The sequence below is a fragment of the Rhizobium sp. SVR5-9E genome, from assembly GCF_056755095.1.
In genome coordinates, this window is sequence record NZ_JBNDHS010000006.1 from 91,143 (window position 1) to 110,164 (window position 19,022).

20 protein-coding genes and 1 pseudogene are annotated in these 19,022 nt (G+C 60.9%); 7 read left to right on the forward strand and 14 right to left on the reverse strand.

Going from position 1 to position 19,022, the window contains the following annotated elements; translation table 11 throughout:
• Window positions 1-15 precede the first annotated feature (15 nt).
• From ACPYOJ_RS05625 to ACPYOJ_RS05650, 6 genes are all read right to left on the reverse strand, one after another.
• Window positions 16-825 (reverse strand): iron-sulfur cluster assembly protein, encoded by an 810-nt coding sequence (locus ACPYOJ_RS05625; RefSeq protein ID WP_481415355.1) that lies wholly within the window; start codon window positions 823-825, stop codon window positions 16-18.
• Between the two features lie 4 nt (window positions 826-829).
• Window positions 830-1,852: an amidohydrolase family protein gene (locus ACPYOJ_RS05630; RefSeq protein WP_481415356.1), complete on the reverse strand. Its 1,023-nt coding sequence runs from the start codon at window positions 1,850-1,852 to the stop codon at window positions 830-832.
• Window positions 1,853-1,929: 77 nt separating this feature from the next.
• Window positions 1,930-2,298 (reverse strand): MmoB/DmpM family protein, encoded by a 369-nt coding sequence (locus tag ACPYOJ_RS05635; RefSeq protein WP_481415357.1) that lies wholly within the window; start codon window positions 2,296-2,298, stop codon window positions 1,930-1,932.
• Between the two features lie 17 nt (window positions 2,299-2,315).
• Window positions 2,316-3,374 carry an aromatic/alkene monooxygenase hydroxylase subunit beta gene (locus ACPYOJ_RS05640; protein WP_481415358.1) on the reverse strand — a complete coding sequence of 353 codons (1,059 nt, stop codon included), beginning with the start codon at window positions 3,372-3,374 and terminating at the stop codon, window positions 2,316-2,318.
• A 53-nt stretch (window positions 3,375-3,427) separates the two neighbouring features.
• Window positions 3,428-4,510 (reverse strand): 2Fe-2S iron-sulfur cluster-binding protein, encoded by a 1,083-nt coding sequence (locus tag ACPYOJ_RS05645; RefSeq protein WP_481415359.1) that lies wholly within the window; start codon window positions 4,508-4,510, stop codon window positions 3,428-3,430.
• Between the two features lie 98 nt (window positions 4,511-4,608).
• Entirely contained in the window at window positions 4,609-6,276 is a 1,668-nt protein-coding gene (locus tag ACPYOJ_RS05650; protein WP_481415360.1) for an aromatic/alkene/methane monooxygenase hydroxylase/oxygenase subunit alpha, read from the reverse strand.
• Window positions 6,277-6,765: 489 nt separating this feature from the next.
• Here ACPYOJ_RS05650 and ACPYOJ_RS05655 point away from each other — a divergent pair, with 489 nt between their 5' ends.
• A complete protein-coding gene (locus ACPYOJ_RS05655) occupies window positions 6,766-7,215 on the forward strand; it encodes a hypothetical protein (protein ID WP_481415361.1) in 450 nt (149 codons plus the stop codon).
• Window positions 7,216-7,231: 16 nt separating this feature from the next.
• On the opposite strand, the gene ACPYOJ_RS05660 is transcribed toward ACPYOJ_RS05655, so the two are convergent.
• Window positions 7,232-7,495: a hypothetical protein gene (locus ACPYOJ_RS05660; protein WP_481415362.1), complete on the reverse strand. Its 264-nt coding sequence runs from the start codon at window positions 7,493-7,495 to the stop codon at window positions 7,232-7,234.
• 66 nt (window positions 7,496-7,561) lie between these two features.
• Between ACPYOJ_RS05660 and ACPYOJ_RS05665 the strand changes: the two genes are divergently transcribed.
• From ACPYOJ_RS05665 to ACPYOJ_RS05675, 3 genes are read left to right on the forward strand one after another with little or no spacing between them, the layout of a single operon-like run.
• The gene (locus ACPYOJ_RS05665; protein WP_481415363.1) at window positions 7,562-7,882 is read left to right on the forward strand and encodes a hypothetical protein; all 321 of its coding nucleotides are present in this window, start codon (window positions 7,562-7,564) and stop codon (window positions 7,880-7,882) included.
• Window positions 7,879-8,994 (forward strand): WD40 repeat domain-containing protein, encoded by a 1,116-nt coding sequence (locus ACPYOJ_RS05670; protein WP_481415364.1) that lies wholly within the window; start codon window positions 7,879-7,881, stop codon window positions 8,992-8,994. The genes ACPYOJ_RS05665 and ACPYOJ_RS05670 overlap by 4 nt, the downstream gene beginning before the upstream one ends.
• Before the next feature lie 23 nt (window positions 8,995-9,017).
• Window positions 9,018-9,206, forward strand: a complete 189-nt coding sequence (locus ACPYOJ_RS05675; RefSeq protein WP_481415365.1) for a hypothetical protein — start codon at window positions 9,018-9,020, stop codon at window positions 9,204-9,206.
• A 65-nt stretch (window positions 9,207-9,271) separates the two neighbouring features.
• Here the strand turns inward: ACPYOJ_RS05675 and ACPYOJ_RS05680 are convergent, their stop codons facing one another.
• Together ACPYOJ_RS05680 and ACPYOJ_RS05685 are read right to left on the reverse strand one after the other, a co-directional pair.
• A complete protein-coding gene (locus ACPYOJ_RS05680; RefSeq protein ID WP_481415366.1) occupies window positions 9,272-9,565 on the reverse strand; it encodes a ribbon-helix-helix domain-containing protein in 294 nt (97 codons plus the stop codon).
• A 97-nt stretch (window positions 9,566-9,662) separates the two neighbouring features.
• A complete protein-coding gene (locus ACPYOJ_RS05685; RefSeq protein ID WP_481415367.1) occupies window positions 9,663-10,715 on the reverse strand; it encodes an NAD(P)-dependent alcohol dehydrogenase in 1,053 nt (350 codons plus the stop codon).
• Window positions 10,716-10,941: 226 nt separating this feature from the next.
• On the opposite strand from ACPYOJ_RS05685, the gene ACPYOJ_RS05690 reads away from it, so the two are divergent.
• A complete protein-coding gene (locus tag ACPYOJ_RS05690) occupies window positions 10,942-12,810 on the forward strand; it encodes a sigma-54-dependent Fis family transcriptional regulator (RefSeq protein WP_481415368.1) in 1,869 nt (622 codons plus the stop codon).
• 17 nt (window positions 12,811-12,827) lie between these two features.
• Here the strand turns inward: ACPYOJ_RS05690 and ACPYOJ_RS05695 are convergent, their stop codons facing one another.
• Both ACPYOJ_RS05695 and ACPYOJ_RS05700 read right to left on the reverse strand, forming a co-directional pair.
• Window positions 12,828-13,223, reverse strand: a complete 396-nt coding sequence (locus tag ACPYOJ_RS05695) for a VOC family protein (RefSeq protein ID WP_481415369.1) — start codon at window positions 13,221-13,223, stop codon at window positions 12,828-12,830.
• Window positions 13,224-13,303: 80 nt separating this feature from the next.
• Window positions 13,304-13,419: pseudogene (locus ACPYOJ_RS05700) on the reverse strand (IS3 family transposase); the annotation flags it as partial.
• Between the two features lie 124 nt (window positions 13,420-13,543).
• On the opposite strand from ACPYOJ_RS05700, the gene ACPYOJ_RS05705 reads away from it, so the two are divergent.
• Together ACPYOJ_RS05705 and ACPYOJ_RS05710 are read left to right on the forward strand one after the other, a co-directional pair.
• Window positions 13,544-14,011 carry a (2Fe-2S)-binding protein gene (locus tag ACPYOJ_RS05705; protein WP_481415370.1) on the forward strand — a complete coding sequence of 156 codons (468 nt, stop codon included), beginning with the start codon at window positions 13,544-13,546 and terminating at the stop codon, window positions 14,009-14,011.
• A gap of 11 nt (window positions 14,012-14,022) precedes the next feature.
• A complete protein-coding gene (locus ACPYOJ_RS05710) occupies window positions 14,023-16,287 on the forward strand; it encodes a xanthine dehydrogenase family protein molybdopterin-binding subunit (protein ID WP_481415371.1) in 2,265 nt (754 codons plus the stop codon).
• Window positions 16,288-16,298: 11 nt separating this feature from the next.
• Here the strand turns inward: ACPYOJ_RS05710 and ACPYOJ_RS05715 are convergent, their stop codons facing one another.
• From ACPYOJ_RS05715 to ACPYOJ_RS05725, 3 genes are read right to left on the reverse strand one after another with little or no spacing between them, the layout of a single operon-like run.
• Window positions 16,299-17,150 (reverse strand): enoyl-CoA hydratase/isomerase family protein, encoded by an 852-nt coding sequence (locus tag ACPYOJ_RS05715; protein WP_481415372.1) that lies wholly within the window; start codon window positions 17,148-17,150, stop codon window positions 16,299-16,301.
• Complete coding sequence (locus ACPYOJ_RS05720) at window positions 17,110-17,865, reverse strand: SDR family NAD(P)-dependent oxidoreductase (protein ID WP_481415373.1); 756 nt, start codon at window positions 17,863-17,865, stop codon at window positions 17,110-17,112. Before ACPYOJ_RS05720 ends, ACPYOJ_RS05715 begins: the two co-directional genes overlap by 41 nt.
• A gap of 1 nt (window position 17,866) precedes the next feature.
• Window positions 17,867-19,018 carry a thiolase family protein gene (locus tag ACPYOJ_RS05725; protein ID WP_481415374.1) on the reverse strand — a complete coding sequence of 384 codons (1,152 nt, stop codon included), beginning with the start codon at window positions 19,016-19,018 and terminating at the stop codon, window positions 17,867-17,869.
• Between the last annotated feature and the right edge of the window lie 4 nt (window positions 19,019-19,022).

Genomic DNA, 19,022 nt, shown 5'->3' on the forward strand with positions numbered 1-19,022 from the left:
CTGCAGGCTGTCGTCTTAATGATCGGTCGCGTGAGGCGGTATGGCGGGAGACGGAACGCGCCCGACGATGAAGTCGACCAAGGTCGGCTCGCCGTCGATCCTTTCCATCTCCTTGTATCGCGTCTGCTTCAGCCCACGACAGAGCGCGCCGTTGAACTCCATGTTGATGCGCACGCTGCGGAGGTGGGCGAGATGAGTCGCCAATGCATCCACTTCGACCGGCGTGCCCTCCCAATCGACGATCACCCTGGCATTCGCACGCAGGCCGGGCCGGCGCGCGAGCAGAGACTCGCGATAGCGGAGCCTGCGCTTGGCCGTATCGTTCTCTCCTCTAGGCAGAGCATCCAGATCGATGAGCGTCATGCCGACGATCGCCCCATCGGAAAGTCCGGCAGCCCGGAGGTCGAGGATCACTGCCTCCTGCCGCCGCTTGAAAGCCTTGAGACGAAACTTCTCGCGCAACGCTTCCAGATCGACCTTTTCGGCTAATGTGCCGAAAATCTCCCCGAAGCTCTTGCCGTCTGCAATCCCCTGGTTCACTTCCTCCGCGAACATGTGGTCATGCAGTGCAATGCGGAAGCGCGGCGACCATGACAGCGCCTCGAGCGCCGCCCGCATGTCCTCCAGCATCAGGAACGCGAAATTGGGCGAGCACCAATAGGTTGGCAGGCGAAAGTCGACTTCGACGTCGCCATTGTCGGCGATCCCAACCTGCTCGATGAAACCCATCTCCGTGACCGGTTCATCCAATTCCGGGTCGTTCACCTGCTCCAACCGCCGCCAGAGCTCCCTCTGGCGGCTTTCATTCAGACCGGTGGCGCTCATCGGCTCACTCCGCGGCAACGCTGAATGGCGATCCGGCAAGCGCTTTCTTCTTCGCGGCGATGTCGATGCCGTAGAGGCGTGCCGCATTCAGGCCGAGGATCTTCTCCTTGATCTCCAGCGTCAGATCGACGCCGCGTTCCTGCTTGATATCCTCGGGCAATTCGAACGCCCAGAACTTCTCAACCAGCCAGCGCGGCGTCCAGATCGCGTAGTCGGACCCAAACAGGATTTTCTCGGGACCGACCCAGAACAGCAGTTCGGAAATCACCTCGGCGAAATAGCGTGGCCGCGAATGGATGAACGGCAGGGCCACGGCAAGCCCGCCATAGACATTGGTCTCCTGGACGCCAATCCAACAGAAGTCGTCGAGGCGCGGCAGGCCGCAATGCTCGACGATCCAGTTGAGGTTTTGGAAGTCTGTCGCGGCATAGTCGACGTCATGGACGTCGAAGGCATCCTTGTTGAGCGGAATGATCGTCGGGCCCTTGTGGACATGGATGTTCTTGATGCCGAGCTTCTCGCAGAGCTCGAAGCAGCGATAGGCGTCGGGATCGTTGAGCCTCCAGCCCTTGGAGGCGCCGTTCCATTCGGCCGTGTACATCTTCACGCCCTGAATGTCGTAGGTCTCCTTCATGTAGTGAATGTATTCGATGGCCTTCTCGCCATCTCGCGGATCGAAGGAGCCATTGACGATGAAGCGTTCCGGATAGCGCTTGGCCATCTCGGCATTGCGCTCGATCGTGTTGAAGCCGTTCTTGTAGAAATCCTTCAGATAGGTCGACTGGACGATCGCCACGTCGTCGGGACCATCGATGAACAGATCCCGGTAGAGGTCGTCGGCGCTGTATTTCTCGAACTTGCTCTTCTCCCAAAGCTGCTCCTTGGGGCTGAGCGCAGTGTGGTAGGCATAGAAGCATTCGACGAACTGCTTGCCGTGAATGTTTCGCTGGTTTTCCGGGCTTCCGTCCCAGAAATGCGTATGGCCGTCGACGATGAAAATCTCTTTGCCTTCGGGTGTGACGTACATGGTTTTCTCCTCCAAACCTGTCTTGTTTCGAGGAGGCGCGCCCTTGAAGGGCACGCCTCCAATCGCCGTTCGGGATGTCAGATGTATTCGAACACCTCATCCATATCGCCGAAGAGGATCACGGTGTTGTCGTCGATACGGACCATGCGGCCATAGTGCGTGGACGTGTTGACCTCGAAGATTTCAGCGGTCATCTCCCGTCCGAGATATTCGCTGATCTCATCCATCTTGAAGATCAGCTTGCCATCGCCGTCGATGCGGATCATGGCAGGCTGGTAAGTGACGATCACACCGGGCTTCTTGCTCATGAATTCGGCAATGGCGCGCGCTTCGACGGAGTCGTTCATGGTGACGCCACACTGGTGGGAAATCGTCTGCTCGAAGGTGATATCCTTCATGGACTTGAAGATGTTGTCGTGCGAGTTGTCGCGTGCAACGGTTGACATGGAAAACACTCCTCCGATTAGCGCTTGAGATCGAGTTCGCCGAGAATCTTGCCGAGGCGTTCCTGGCTCTGGGCCTGGACGTCGGCGAAGGAAACCGGCTTGGAATGCGGCATCGACCAGATCGGCTGAAGCCCCTGCGCGGCTTTTTCAGCCAAGGCCCCATGCTTGGCGAGCCAGCCCTGGACGATCTTCCTGTTGAAGTCGCCGTAGGAATCGTCGTTGGCGAGCAGGTAGATCAAGTCGATCGCGTTGGCGAGATTGCGCTCGTAGTCTGCCTCGGCCGCGGAGACTACCGGCGGCGTGACGAAATCGTGGTTGGCGGCGGCTACCTGCATCAGGAAACCCGAGCGGAACAGTTCGCCTACCAACGGCTCGAACACGATGTTGATCGCGAAATACTGCTCGAGATAGTCGGTCGCGCCCATGATGGTCTCGATCGCCTCGCGGGTGGGCTGCCAGATGCCGTCCTCGAGCCAGGTCTTCTTGCCGAGCTCATCGTCCCAGCCCGGAATGTCCATGCCGATCTCTGCGAGATAGAGGGTGATGTCCTGCGCGAGGCGGAGCTTGTAGGAGGAGTTGGTGAGCGTGGCGTTGTTGATCATCTGGGTGTAGCCGTAGCGCTGCGCCTGCATCAGCGAGGTGCCGAGGCCGAACTCCACATGCTTCCAGGCTCCGAGATGCGCCTGCAGGATCTTGGCCCAGGCCTTGTCGAAGGTCTTCGGCGCGCCGGCGCGGCGAGCATTGGCGATGACGCTCTGCACCATGGTCTCGATCTTCGATTGCCGCTGGTAATGGGTTCGCTCCCACTCCTGGTCAGGCGCGCGGAAGGCATGCCAGTTGGAGCTTCTGACGGCGGTGTTGTCCTTGACATAGGCGCCCTTGCCATTGGCAAAGGAGATGATCCAGTTCTGGATCAGGTAGCGCTCGGGATCCGGCTGAACGTCGACGGTGACGTCCTCGTAATGCGTGGCACGCTGGCCCTTCGGCTCGAAATAGCGGTATCTGCGGCTGTCGGAATCGGCGAATATCGCCGCTCCGGCGGCCCCTGATCCGACTGAACTTGATAATGCTGGCATAGTTCTCGCTCCCTTGTTGCGTTGCGGTGTTGCTGTCCGATCTTCGTCCAGCTCTAGTGACCCGGAGCTCCTCCGGACGAAGTCGTGAATTTGTCAAAGAAGATGCGTTCGGATTCGAAGCCGTTCATGAAAAGAACCGGCTGCAGCGCGTCGATCATGACCGGTGGGCCGCAGGCATAGACATCGCCTTCACCGTCGATCCCGAGCTCCTTGAGCCTGGCGTCGACCGCCTGGTGGACGAAGCCGCGTTCGCCCGACCAATCGTTGGTTTCGTCGGCGTGCGACAGCACCGGTATGAAGGTCACTTCCGGATGGCGATCGACGAGCGCGGCGATCTGGTCGAGATAGAAGAGGTCGTCCGGCGTCCTCGCCCCATAGAAGAAATAGACGGACCGGGATTCCCCGCTCAGCAGATGATCGTTGAGGATCGACCAGACCGGCGACATGCCGGAGCCGGCGCCGACCAGCACTAGGGGTCCTTCACGTTCTTCCCGTCGGAAGCAGGTGCCGTAAGGTCCGACGACGGTGACGTCTGCTCCGACGCGGATTCCTCCTGAATCGAGCTCGCCGGAGAATTTTCCTTGCGGGTATTTCTTGATGATGAAGGAGAGTTTCTGGGTTTCGCGCGGCGTATTTGCCATGGAGAACGAGCGTGTAATCGTCTCCCCTTTTTCCGTGGTGACCGTGATGTCGACATATTGCCCCGCCCAGAACTTCATCGGGGAACCCAGTTCGATTTCAATGCCTCTGATATCGTGGGTGAGCTTCTGGATATTGGAAATGCGACCCTTGAAGCTCTTTACGGCGATCGATTTCGACAGCACCTCCTCGTCGTAGTTGAGAAGCTCGACCTCCATATCCGAGTAGGCCATGGAGCGGCACAGCAGTATGTGACCGGAATCCTTTTCCATGTCGTTCAGTGCGAAGGTCGAATATTTGAGCATGTCGACTTCGCCGTCGAGCAGGACGCATTTGCAGGCGGAACATTGTCCTTCCTTGCAGCCATGCGGCAGTGCGATGCCCTGTCGGAATGCGGCGTTCAGGACCGTCTCGCCGTTCTCGACCTCGAACTCCACGCCGACCGGCTCCAGCCGCACCTTATGGGCGGCCACATGCACTTTTTGGGCGTCAGCCATATCAAAAAATCTCCCAAATCCGACCGTTCCCCGGAGGGAGCGGTCTCTTCCCGGATGCCGCGAAGGCCGGCGAACGGCCTTCGCGCGTTGTCATGCGCTCAGTTGCAAGGATTGATGGTGAAGCCGGCGCGGTATTCGGCGATGTGCTTTTCCCGCTCCGCCGGCGACATTTCACGCAGCAGCGTCAGCGGCGACAGCAGCGTGTGGCCGCGGACGTCGTCGAGCGTCCACATGTCCTTGGAGTCGAAGCGCAGGTGCGGCTGCGGCACCAGCGTCTTGCCGTCGGAGCGAACGAAGTTCAGGTCCTTGATCGCGTCGGCAAGATCCCAGCCGTGGTAGAGCGTCTCCCACTCGCGCTTGCCGCTGAAGCGGCCCATCGCGGGCGTCGGCCGGCCCTGATATTCGTCTGCGAATGCCTCGACGGCGGTCCAGCGGTCGAGCTCATGGGCGAAGGTGTGCAGCTCGCCGTCGATCTCGTCGACCACCATGTCCTCGCGGATCAGGCAGGGAACGAGGCAGCTCCAGCAGCGATGCGGATAAACGTAGCCGACATCCTCGTTAAAGGTGATGATCGTTTCGCCTGGGCGGCTCAGCTTGTCGTACCACCGCCAGAACTCGCCGAACTGGGCATACCAGCCCGGATACTTGTGCTCGAACCATTCGAAGTCGGCTTCGCGCTGGGCCTCGATGCGCCAGAAGTTGACCGGCCAACCGACCGCGAAGAACTGCGCGACCTTGTGGACGTAGTGCTTCTTGGTGATGCGGTTCCAGGCTTCATGCACGTCGTCGTGGTGGATCTTGATGCCGTATTTTTCGAGCGGCAGCATGTAGGTGCGATAGTAGTCCTCGAAGATCCAGCGATGCCACATCTCCGCGTAGGACTCCTTGTTCTTGTCGCGGTTCGTGGTGCCGTATTCGATGAAGGTGCCGATGGCCGCATCGACGATGGCGTGGTTCTGCCAGAAGGCGTAGCGCAGGTCGCGCTCCAGAAGCAGGTGGTTTTCCGGCTCCTTCAGTGCCGCCATCAGCAGCGAATGGCCGTTGCCGATATGCCGGCTTTCGTCGGACTGCACCGACAGGAACACGGTCGGCAGGGCATAGTCGCCGTTGCGGGCGGCCTCTGACGGCATTGCGACGAAGAGCGTGTTGGTGAACGCGGTCTCCGCAACCACGGTCAGGTACAGGCAGGCCGAGGTCATCACGTCGCCGGTGATGAAGCCCTCACCGAACTGGCGGCCGATCGTCGTGGCGTAGCACTTGCCGAAGGCTTCCTCGGTGATGTCGAAGCCGGCCGGATCGATGTAGTTCTCCATGTACCATTTTTTCAGGTTCATCTGGATGGTCGAATGGCGGAACTCGTCGACCATCTGCATGGTGAAGCCGGTGCGAAGGTCTTCACCCGGAGCGATGCGGGCGACCATGGCCATGGAGCGGGCGGCGGAAATTTCCGGGAAGGGGATGATCGCCAGGAAGAGCTTCATCCATTCCACCCAGCGCGGCTCGACATTGCGGAACATGTCGCCGCGTAGCGCCGCATCGAGCGCGCCGTAGACGCGATTGTCCTTTTCCTCCTGCATGGGGAAATAGGAGCGCAGGACCTGCTTCATCGGATCACGGGGTGCCTTTGTGATCTTGTAGTCCGTCGGAAACGTCATCGCTTCCTGCACGTAGCTGGGATTCCAACCGAGGTCGGAAATCCGCTTGGTCGCCTCGCCGACGGAAATGCCCCGCTGCGAGGTTATCTTATTGAGTGTCAAAGACGACATCGTCCTCTGCCTCCACTTTGTTGTGCCGCAGGCCTCAAGCCTCGGCCGGAACGGCGCCAGAAACGCCGCGAGCGAAAGTTGGAAGGGCGCGACAACGGAATGCGCATGCGCGCGTCCCGGCGGGCCGGCCATTCAAGTCGATCGAGGCAAAGGTCTTCGGGGAAGTGCCGGCTCCTGGACGGACGGTCAGTCGCTTCCCCAACTCCTTCGTTCTTCTGTCGTCGCTGTCAGCGCGATAGCTTTTATGAGAACAGACAGTGCAAAGGGCGTGCCAAGTGAGTTTTACGGCAATTCCGGCGTTTGACGAGCTGGAAGAGTGAAATGATGTAAAGTTATTTTACAATCGTAATTTACAGATGTAACTTTATTTATATTTGCAAAGATTGCCTATAAGCTTTTGCAAGAGCGCAATAAACAGGGATCGACATCGCCATATTCATCACTTATATTTCGCGCATAGGGTTGTCTATTTCAGGTTTGGAAAAGCTCATGCCAGACAAGGACGAGCAACAAACGCCGCTCGGCCCCGTCGGAGGCGACATCACCACCGAACTCGCCGGGCTCATGCAGCGAGACCTCGTCTTCGTGATGCGCTTCCTGGGAGAAAGCCAGCACTTGATGCAGAGCCATTTTCAACGGTTCATCCTTCGCGAACTCTCCGCCGCCGGGATCACCGACGAGACGCATCCGATGATACACGCCTTCGCGGAAAGGCACGCGATCCTGCTCCGCGATTTCGTCTTTTCGGGCGTGTCGCTGTCGAGACAGCTGCGCGTCGAGGAGATCGAGCAGTTGACGGGAGATACAATGATCCGCGTAGACGTATGGGATCAGCTTCGCAGCCATGTCGATCTGGCAGAACGGCAGTTCCGAACGCAGATGCCGGAATTGCCGGCCCTGCTCGAAGCCTGGAAAGCACCGGGAGGGACCAGTCCGTGAGCGACCCGGTTCGGTATCAATGGCTGACGCCAGCGGGATTCCAGCCGCCGAGGATCCCTGCCGGATCTTCGCGCAGCAACCTGTGTGCTTCAGCCATCAGCGCGTTCATAATCGCCGGATCAAGAGCGGCGAGCGCATCCTGCGCCGCAGCAATCGCCGTGGAATCGGCACCGCGGGCTGCTGCGCCGAGCGCCTCGATACAGGGATGGCCATGCTTCAGATGGCGTTCGGCCGCCCGGCGCAGGGCATCGAAGAACGTGCTGCCAATCGTGTCGAACATCCCAGGGCTCCTCTCGCTCCAATCCACACGGCGCGGCGGCGCCGGCAGAACACGTAGGATTTCGCCATGAGCGGTCAAGACCAACCGATCCAGGAACTGTTGCAGCGCCGACTTGATTGCGTGGCACACATCTCGGCCCTGGCCGCGAGGACACACAAGCTGATCCAGGAAGCATCCGGCATCGAGATGGAGATCCTGCGCCTGCAATTGGCCCTGGAGCGGGACCCCGCCAACGGCGAGGTCGCAAAGGAACTGAGCGAGGTTGAAGAGCAGGCGACCGCCATCCGATCGGCCCAGGCCTATTGCGTCGCCGAGATCGAAGCGGCGGAGGTGGCGGTGACGGACATCGATCGCCTTATCGCGGCGGCAAAAGGAGGACAATCATGAACCAGCAGGCCGTTCCGAACATCACTCTGTTCGACCTTCTCGCCCGCAACTGGCAACGACCGGCCGCGGTTCGTCATGTCTGCTTCAACGACGATGAGACGCTGCTTGCCGTCGTCTGCGAAGACGGTTCGATCGCATTCGCAAGAATGGCGGACAACGAGCCACCGGAAGCCCGCATTACGGTCGACGGGGGGCAGACGACGATAAGGCCCCGTCACGGCAAGGCCGCGCCGCTCATCATCACGCGGGTGAAGGACGCCCACTCCGTCTCTGCCTACAGCGACGGCGGCTATCTCGCCGCCGGCATGAAGGGCGACCTCGTGCGGCTCAGCCGCGCCGGCGAGATCGCAGACACCGTCTTCTCCGCCGCCGAGCCGATCTCGGCCTTCGATCATTGCCTGATGACCGGGGCGGCGGCGATTTCGGTCGGCGACAGACTTCATATCCGTTTCGCCGGAAGCGCCCCTGCCCTGAAGATCGACCTTGGGGAAAGGATCCCGGAGCGGATCGCATTTTCGGGGGACGGCACCAAGCTGGCGGTCGCCGCCTCGCGAAGCCTCATCCTTTATGAGGTCGGCGACAGTCTGCGGCCGTTCCTGGAAATTCCGCTCCCCTCCGTCTCCCTATGCTTGAGGTGGAGCGGCGATGGCCGCTGGTTGGCCTTGGGCGTGGATAGCGCGGGACTGTGTCTCGTCGATGTGGGTTCCGGCCGCCACATGCAGCTTGGCGATTTCCCGGGGCCGGTTCGCGCAGTGGCCTGGAGCACGCGAGAAAACGCGCTTGTCGCCGCCGGCGCCTACCGCATCGCCGGCTGGTCGATGGAGACGCCGCCGTTCGATAACAGTGCCGCGGGTGCGCTGACGACAGGTCGCGCCGGTCTCGTCCAGGTGGAGGCCGTTGCGGCCCAGCCGAACGGTCGTCTCGTGGCCGCCGGCTATGCCAACGGCCAGGTGGTGGTGGCGCCTCTTGGCGCGCGGGAGGAGCTCGTCGTGCGCCCGGCCGGCGGTCAGGTTACGGCGCTTCAGTGGACGGTCGACGGCCGGCATCTCGCCATGGGCGATGCGCTCGGCAACGTCGCCGTCATCACCTTTCCGGTGCAGCTTTTCAAATGAAAAAAACGCAAATGGAGGAAATCATGCAAGCCGAACTCTCCGTGGAGGAAAAGAGCAAGGACGCCTTTTTCGAGAGGATCGCCAGACTGTCGCAGGAGATGGTCGCAGCCCATGGCAGGGATTTCAGCATGGGCGCGCTGGTGCTCGGCGCGCGCTGGATCGCCGAAGGCAAGGCCGACGCCGGCAGCGAGGTTACTTCACCCAAGGCGTGAATCCGCCTTGGGACATGCCTTCTCGCGCGGCTTCCCGTGCTGCATCAACGGCAGCCGCGCTCGGATCAGGCCGGCTGCAGCGGTCTCGCGGCCTGTGCATTACGCTCCTGCTGGTAGAGCAGGCAGACGGTCCGCAGCATCGAGGCAAGGTTAGACATGTCGTCATGTTTCTCCAGGGCCTCGCCGTACAGTGCCGCTATCAGCTTCGCTGTCGACAGCCCTTCCACGGCGGCCATGTCCTCCAATGTACTCCAGAAGGCCGATTCCAGCCGCACGCTGGTCGAATGCCCGGCAATCCGGACCGATCGGCTGACCTTGATGAACCTATCCTGCCCCTGATGGCTCAAGACTCTGCACATCATTTCTTCCTCCCTCGCGCTGGGTTTCGCTCACGACAATGCTCTCCGGCCGGACTGTGGTCGGAGAGCGCATGTCCTGGTGTCAGAGCCGATGCGTTCAAGGGATCAGCACGGCACGCCCGTGGATCTTGCCGTTGTGCAGATCCTTGAGCGCCTTGTTGGCGTCGGCGAGCTTGTATTCCACGGTCGTCAGATCCACCAGACCGCGGTCGGCGAGCGCCATCAGTTCCACCAGTTCGGCCCAAGTTCCGACCAGGTTGCCGATGATGTTCTTCTCGGTGATGACCATGTCCACCGTCGGCACGCGGATGTCCTCGCCGTATCCCACGACATAATAGCTGCCCATCGGCCGGGTCATCGCCAGCCCCCTGGTGGTGGTGCCCTTTTCGCCTACGAAGTCGATGACGGCTTCGGCACCCTGGCCTTCGGTCAACTGCAGCACCGCCTCGACCTCGTTGCCATCGGCCTTCACGAGCTTGTCGGCGCCGATCTTGCGCGCGAGTGCCAGCGAATCGTCGGACATATCGACGACGATCACGTCAGCGGCACACATCGCCTTGAGGCATTGGATGGCAATATGGCCAAGCCCGCCTGCGCCGATGACCACGCAGCTTTCGCCGGGCAGCAGATGCCGCGTCGCCTTCTTGACGGCGCGATAGGCTGTCAGTCCCGCATCCGCATAGGGCGCGACATCCTTGGGGGCCAGCGTTTTCGGCAGCGGCACGATATTGCGCTCCGACGTGCAGAGATATTCAGAATAGCCGCCGTTGCTGTCCAGGCCCGGAAACTTGCCGGGGCCGTGCATGTCGAAACCGCGCCGGCAGGCAAGGCAGGTGCCGCCGGAAATCTTCGGATGAACGATAACAGGATCACCGACTTTGATGCCTTCGACCTCCTTGCCGATGGCTTCCACCCAGCCAGCATTCTCATGGCCCATGATCAGCGGCAGGAGGCTATCTCCGGTCGGATCCATATGGGGCCGCCAGACGCCTTCGATGATGTGGAGGTCCGTGCGGCAGACTCCCGCGCCGCCGATGCGGACGATGACATCGGTGGATTTCTTGATCTGAGGATCGGGAACCTCCTGCAGCGAAACCCACTGCTCCGCTTTCAGATTGTCGTCATATTTGTTCAGAACCTGCGCCTTCATGCTGATGTCTCCTCCATCGACGGGATCGATGCCCGTTGCGGAAGATACAGCTGCAATTGCCGTTCCAGATTACATTTCCTACTCTTATCAATAGGATACCCAAAAGCCGACGGAGTCTGCCTGTTCATTGACTGAACGCGGTGAACAGCAGAACTGTCCAGTTTCTGTCTATTGTCATCCTGCCAGCGGCTGTTATCCTCGGTGTCATGGCGCATGAGGAGTAGCCATGCAGCATCTTTCGGGAATGGACCGGGCACGCAATGCGCTGGAGAAGGGTGACCGTTTTCCGGTCGGCACCCTTCAGCCGATTGTCGCCGAGAGTTGGCAGCGATGTCGCGACGGCGGCCTTGATCCGCGTGCCATGCCGCAACGCAGCGTCGTGCCATTTTCCGATGTCCGCCGCCGGCGCGAGGCGACTATCTCCATGCGCCGGCTGGCGCTGGCCGAAATGCAGCTTCTGCATTCGCAGATCGCCGGATCGAACTTCATGATCGCGCTCGGCGATGCTGATGGCATCGTCCTCGATACGATAAGCGATCAGGAATTCGCCGACAGCGCCGCCGGCCGTTCGATCATTCCTGGCAGCATGTGGAACGAGAGCGAGCGCGGCACCAATGCGCTGGGGCTTGCCGCCATGACCGAAAAGCCCGTAGCGATCTACGGGCGGGAACACTATTTCGCCTGCCATGGCCATCTGAGCTGCATGGCAGCGCCGATCTTCAATTCGCACGGAGAGATCCTCGGCCTGCTCGATGCCTCCTGCGCCCATGACGCGCGGCAGGAGCATACGCATGCCCTCGTGCGGATGGCCGCGGCCCAGATCGAGAACGGCCTGGTGTTCCAGGATTTTTCCAGCAGCTTCGTCTTCGCCTTCCATCCGCGCGTGGAATATCTCGACACGCTGTCCGCGGGCCTGATCTCGGTATCGCCGTCGGGCGACGTCACCTCCATCAACCGTTCCGGAAAGGCGTTGCTGGCCGGTCTGCCGGCGACGCTCGGCAGCCATTTCGATGCGCTGTTCGAATCCGGCTTCGGAGCGGCGATGGACGGGCTCCTCAATGGCGGCATCATCCGCATTCGCGACCGTGCCGGCAGCGGCGTTTTCATGGCTTGCCGCCAGATCGCCCAGGGCCGAAGCAGCGTGCCGTCGCCGCGAACCGCGTCGTCCGTTCCCGCGCTGCTGCCGAAAGAGGGCATGCCGGACTTCACCTGCGACGACAGCTCGATCAGGCAGGCGCTTGCCAATCTCGCGGACGCCGTCGCCCTCGGGATGCCCGTGCACATCACAGGGGAAACGGGAACCGGCAAGGAACTGATGGCGCGCCACGTTCATCGCCTGAGCCAGCGGAAGGGCGAGTTCGTGCCCGTCAACTGCGGTGCGGTGCCGGAGGATCTATTCATCGCGGAAATATTTGGCCACGAGGGCGGGGCCTTCACCAATGCCCGCGCCAAAGGCGCGCCGGGGCTCGCGCGCGCGGCCCATCGCGGCACCCTGTTTCTCGACGAGGTGGCCGACATACCGCTGGCGGCGCAGACCTCGCTCCTGCGCTTCCTCGACAGCATGGAGGTCCGAGCAGTCGGTGCGCACAAGGCCGAGAAGGTGGATGTGCAGATCGTCTCGGCCACGAACCGCAATCTCGAGGAGATGGTGACGCAACGGCTGTTTCGCGCGGATCTCTATTACCGGCTGAACGCCTTCGCTATCCATCTGCCGGTCCTGAGGGCGCGAACGGATTTCGCCGCGATCGTCCGCCAGGTGATGGAGGAGGTGGCGCCCGGAACGCCGATCACGGACGCGGCTGTCGCCGCGCTCTTTCGCAGGAAGTGGCCGGGCAACATCCGCGAACTGAAAACAGTACTGCAGCGGGCATTGGTTCGCCGCCGTGCCGATTATCTCGACGAGGATTGTTTCGACGAGGTGAGCCCCGTTGCCGAAAGCCTGCAGGATTGCTGCGAAGGATGCAGGGACCGCCCGCTCAGCCGCGCGAAATGCCAGGAAATCCGCGCCGTCCACCGCCGGACGGGCGGCAATGTTTCACAGACGGCGCGCCAGCTCGGCCTCTCCCGCACGACGGTCTACAAGCACGTCCTGTGACAGGTCGACCACGCCGGTCAGAGATAGCGGCCAGCATGCTGCAGGACTTCGACCTTGTAGCCGTCGGGATCGCTAACGAAGAAGAACCGGGCGAGCGGCGCGCCATTGTGGTTGAAATCCACGATCTTTCCCGCCTCGAAACCGAGCGCCAGAAAGCGGCGGTGCTGGGCCTCGAGGTCGTCGACCGAGACTGCCAGATGGCCGTAACCGTCGCCGGTCGCATAGGGTTCGGTTCGCCCCGTGTTGACCGTCAGTTCAAGCTCGAAACCGCTCTCGGAATTGCTGAGATAGATCAGGACGAAGTTGTCGAACTCCAGACGCTCCGCGACGGCAAGACCAAAAGCCCGCCGATAAAAATCGACCGAGCGCTGCTCGTCCAGCACCCGGATCATGGAATGAATCATCTTCGCCATGCTCGTCCCTCCACGCTCGTTTTAGGATGGATTAGCACAGCTTCCCTCAGGTAGTACTGGAGGGCGACTTTGGATGTTCTTCGCATCGAATGGTCGACGACTGTTAGAAGCGGAACCTGCGGCCATCGGCGAGTTGATCCGACACGACGGCCAGCGACCAACGATCATTGGCGGCCATGGGGATCACCATCGGTGCTGCCTCGGTTCCTTTGCTGATAAATTCAACGTGACCGCTCGATGATAATACAATCTTGACGGGCTATCGGGTGGTACATAGGCTGAAGCGACTTCGGGAATTGCGACTTTTACGGGAGGAAGACGTGGCTACCAAAAGTATTCAGCTCAATGTCGACGGCGAAATGCATACGATCACGGCGGATCCGGATATGCCGCTGCTCTATGCGCTTCGGGACGATCTAGGCCTCAGAAACCCTCGTTTCGGCTGCGGTCTGGCCCAGTGCGGCGCTTGTACTGTCCAAATCGATGGAGAGGCCGTCCGTTCCTGCGTGACACCGGTGGATTCGATCGGCAGTAGCAAGATCGTAACGCTGGCGGGTCTCGGAGGAGGCAACGGCAAGGCCCACAAGATCCAGGAGGCCTTTATCGAAGAGCAGGTGCCGCAATGCGGCTACTGCCTCAACGGCTGGCTTATGACTGCAGCCGCTTTCCTGGAGACCAATTCCAAGCCCAGCGATGCCGAGATCCGCGAAGCGCTGACGGGGCTCAAATGTCGCTGCGGCACGCATTACAGTATCATGCGCGCCGTCAAGCGCGCAGCGCAAGCGTAAGGGAGGTGGCCATGACTATGAACGTCACTCGTCGCGCCGTGCTCGGCGCCTTTGGCGCCCTTACCGTTTCTGTCGTGCTGCCAGGCATGAAGGCGCGCGCCGCCGTTTTCGGCGCCGCCACGCAGCCGCCCCTGAAGCCAGAAAATCTTTCCTCTTATATCAAGGTCAATGCGGACGGCACCGTCTCGGCATTCTGGGGCAAGATGGACATGGGTCAGGGCACCGATCTTGGCGTTGCCCAGATGGTGGCGGAGGAACTCGATCTTCCCGTATCCAAAGTCTTCGTGCAGCAAGGCGACACGGCCACCAGCATCAACCAGGGCGGAGCCTCCGGCTCTACCGGGATCCAGAATGGTGGCAAGGCTCTGCAAAGCGCGGCAGCTGAGGCTCGCTACCAGCTTGTCGAGATGGCATCACGTCACCTCGGTGTTCCGGCGGCCGACCTGAAGGTGGACGACGGTGTCGTCAGTGTTGCTGCCGATCCGGCGAAGAAGGTTACCTATACCGAGTTGATCGGTGGACGTTTCTTCGACACCCAGCTCGAGTGGAACGAAAAGATCGGCAATGCTCTCTTCGTCAAGGGCAAAGGCACCATCAAACCTGTGGCCGATCACAAGGTTATCGGGACGTCGCCGATGCGCCGCGACGTGCCGCGGAAGGTGCTGGGCACCGGTGACTATGTGGTGGACATCAAAGTCGAAGGCATGTTGCACGCGCGGGTAATCCGCCCGGAGGTTGCTGGAGCTCTTCCCCTTGAGATCGATGAATCGTCGGTGCAGGACATTCCCGGCGTACAGGTCATTCGTGAAAAAGGCTTTCTTGCAGTGGTCGCCCCGAAAGAATGGGATGCGATCAAGGCTGCGGAGCAACTCAAGGTGAGCTGGTCGGATTCCAAGCCTAATTTCCCAACGCAGACAGGGGTCCACGATCACCTCAGGAAAGCCGCCGTCGTCCACCGCGATCCCGGCGAGGATGTCGGTAACGTCGACGCCGCTTTCACCGGCGCTGCGAAGGTTATCGAGGCGGCTTATGAATGGCCATTTCAAAGCCATGCGAGCATGGGACCGGCCTGCGCGGTCGTCGAGATCAAGGGCGACAAGGCGACCCTTTGGACCGGTTCGCAAAAGCCGCATTTCGCGGCCGCTGGCGTTGCTGCCATTCTTGGTCTTCCGGCAGAAAACGTGCATGGCATTTGGGTTCCGGGTCCAGGCAGCTACGGCCGCAACGATGCCGGCGATGCGGCCGCGGATGCCGCCTTGATTGCCAAGCTTACCGGTAGGCCGATCCGGGTTCAGGGAATGCGGCGGGATGGTACCGGCTGGGATCCGAAAGGGCCAGCCTCGATTCATACGGCTCGCGTCGCCCTTGACGATGGCGGCAACGTGCTGGCCTGGCATTTCGAATCTAAGGGTTTTTCGCGGGTAGACGTCAATTCCAATGAGAGCGCTGCCCACGACACGCTGGCCGGCCAACTCATCGATACGCCGCTTCAGTCAGGTGATGGATTTGGCGTACCGGAGGAGTCCTACGGTTTCCCCGCCAAACGAAAGGCCTGGGAGACGGTCGCGCCGCTGCTCGACCGCGCCTCACCGCTCCGGACCTCGCATCTGCGCGACCCCGTTGGGCCGCAAATCCACTTCGCCTCTGAATCATTCCTGGATGAGGTGGCTTATGACATCGGCATGGACCCGGTGGCCTTCCGTCTCAAATATCTGACAGATCCTCGCGACATTGCCGTCGTCAAGGCCGCCACTGAAAAGGCTGGCTGGCAGCCCCGCACGGCCGCCCGCCGCCAGAGCGCAGGCGGAGACAAGCTCAAGGGACAAGGTATTGCCTATGCGCAGCGTAGCGGCACTCGTGTGGCCATCGTCGCCGAGGTTGAGATCGACAGCAAGACCGGCCAGATCTGGGCCCGTAAATTCACCGTCGCCCACGATTGCGGCATGATCATCAATCCGCGGCAACTCACGCACACCATCGAGGGCAATATAGTCCAAGGGATCAGCCGGGCGGTGCACGAAGAGGTGCAGTTCGATGAGAACATCGTGACGAGTGTCGACTGGGAGACATATCCGATCCTGGACATCACCGAGACACCGGAGACGATCGACGTCGTTCTGATTGATCGCAAGGACATTGCGCCAAGCGGCGCCGGCGAGCCGAGCATGCGGCCGGTGGCGGCCGCCATCGCCAATGCCATTTACGACGCCACCGGGGTGCGCATCCGTCAGGCACCGTTCACCCCGGACAAACTTCGCGCCGCTGGCCTCACCTGAGGGGCCAGCGATCATCGACCGCGGTAATTGGGTTTGCGCTTCTCAGCAAAAGCCGCTTTGCCCTCGCGCCGGTCTTCGGTATCGCGCAGCAATCCCCAGGCGAGCTCGGTAAACTGCTGGGACTGCGATGCGGCCATGTTTTCCGACTGCACGGCAAGCATCTTGACCAACTGCACTGCCAAGGGGCCGTTTTCGGCGATCTTCGAAGCAATTGAGGCTGACACAGCGGCCAGTTCTTCGGGCGGACACAGGTCAGTCACCAGCCCAATGTCGTAGGCCCGTTGCGCGCTGATCCGCTCGCCCGTCAAAAGCATTCGCATCGCGACGTTCCTCGGAATGGCTTTCAGTAGGTTTGGGACACCTCCCGCACCTGGCAGGCTTGAGACGACGACTTCGGGAAGCCCAAACGACGCCGCGTGCGATGCGACAATGAAATCACACTGCAGGGCAAGCTCTAGCCCCCCGCCGAGGCAGAATCCATTGACCGCCGCAATCAACGGCTTCTTGATCTGCAAGCCCTGAAGATCGAGGAGTCGGATATAAAGTCCTCTCTGACCCGACTCCTCCAACGTCAGGCCGAAGCCTTCGGCTACACCGACGTCGTTCTGGCGGCTGGCCGTAAGATCGGCACCAACGCAGAAAGCCCGACCAGTACCCCCCGTTAGAACGATTGCCCGGACAAATGGATCTGCAGATGCGGAAGCCAGGTGCTTCCGCAGTTCCACAAGATGCTCCACATCGAGGGCATTTAGTTTTTCCGGACGGTCGAGCTGCACCGTCGCTACGGCATTGTCTATGGTGAGAGTAACAGCCATGGCAGCCTCACACGCTAGGGCTAGACAGGGAGCGGCCACCGCAGACATAGATGAGTTGACCAGTAATGTAACTGCTCGCTTGGGCCGCGAAGAAAAGGACCGCCTGGGCGATGTCCTCGGGAGTTCCGATACGCTGCATGGGGACGCTCTTCTTGAGTTTCTCCTGCACCTCGCTGGTAAACGTCTGGAAGAGCGGCGTCTCGACGATGCCGGGTGCGACTGCGTTGACGGTGATCCCGACCGAAGCGAGCTCGATTGCCAAGCTGCGGGTAAGGCTCACCACTCCACCTTTCGCAGCCGAGTAATTGGCTTGCCCGAATCCACCGAGCCAGGCGCGCGACGAGATGTTGATGATGCGTCCGTAACCTCGTTCGATCATGCCGGGGACGACAGCCTTGCAGGTCAAAAACTGCGATTTGAGATTGGTCGCGATGACACTATCCCAGTCGTCCTCCTCCATCTTCACCAGGCGCCGGTCTCGCACGATACCCGCGTTGTTGACGAGAATGTCGACCCTGCTGAAACTCCGCCGGATGTCGGCGAACGCGCCTTCGACCTGTTCGCGGTCTGTGACGTCGGCCCGGACGCCGAGAATTTCGGAGTGGGGATATTTTACGCGCAGTTCCTCGACGGTCTTATGGAGAGTCTCCGTGTCGAAATCGAGCAACGCAACATTGTAGCCGGCATAAAGCATCGCATCCACAATCCCGAGGCCAATGCCCCGGGCGCCACCGGTGACAACAGCTATATCTTTCTGGCTCATCTCAGACCCCCAGGATGTGAACGGCGGAAGCGGCATGGTCGACGCCCGCGATGCCGCCGCCGGTGCACTGGGTCAGACCAATCTTCGCACCTTCAATCTGCCGGCCATCCGCGCGGTTCTGAAGCTGCCAGACGATCTCGACCATCTGTGCCACGCCGGTCGCACCGAGCGGGTGGCCCTTTGCAAGCAGCCCGCCGCTGGGGTTGACGGGAACCCGACCGCCGAGCGCAGTGTCGCCGTTCTTCAGGAGAGCTGCGCCCTCCCCCGGCCTCGCCAACTGCAGCGCTTCATAGTACAGGAGCTCTGCGATGGTGAACGCGTCGTGCAGCTCGACGAGGTTTACATCTTTGGGATCAACGCCTGACTGTTCGTAGGCAAGCCGGGCGGTGCGGGCTGTAATTTCCGCGTCGAGGATGTCGTCAGACCCGATCTCTTGATGGCCGGACTGGACAGCCGATCCGAGAATGCGTACCGGCGTCGCATGCTGCGTCGGACGCTTAGTGGTTAGGACGATCGCAGCTGCCCCGTCGACACTGGACGGGCAGCACTGCAGAAGGGTGAGCGGTTCGGCGACCGGCCGCGATTTTAGGACCTCATCCAGCGTGACTTCGGTACGCTGCTGGGCGAATGGATTGCGCGCGCCGTGCGACCTGTTTTTAACAGCGATGCCGGCCAGAAGTTCAGGTTTTTCACCACGCTCATGCAGGTAGCGGGTGCCGCGCATCGCGTAGACGGTCGGCAAAGTCATACCCATGGATGCGTAGAGCTCGGTCTTGTAGTCGTTGCGCTGAAGCGGGATCGTGCCGCCGCCGAGTTTCGTAAGCTGCTCGACCCCGAAAACGGCGACTGTCTCGTACAGTCCCAGCTTGAGCGCGTGGCATGCGAGATGCACCGCCGTCGCGCCGCTCGCGCAAGCGTTCTCAACGTTGTAGAGCGCGGGACCGGTGATACCGAGATCGCGCATCAGGACCTGGCCAAGGACCATGCCGCCATAGACGTTTGCGGCGTAGATCGCCTGGACCTCTTCCTTGCGGACCCTTGCATCCTTCAAAGCTCCGCTGACTGCGGCTTGCGCCAGATCCTGCATCGAAAGATCGTTGTGGCGACCGAATGCCGTCATTGAAGCACCGGCGATATAGACGTTCTCGTTCATTGCT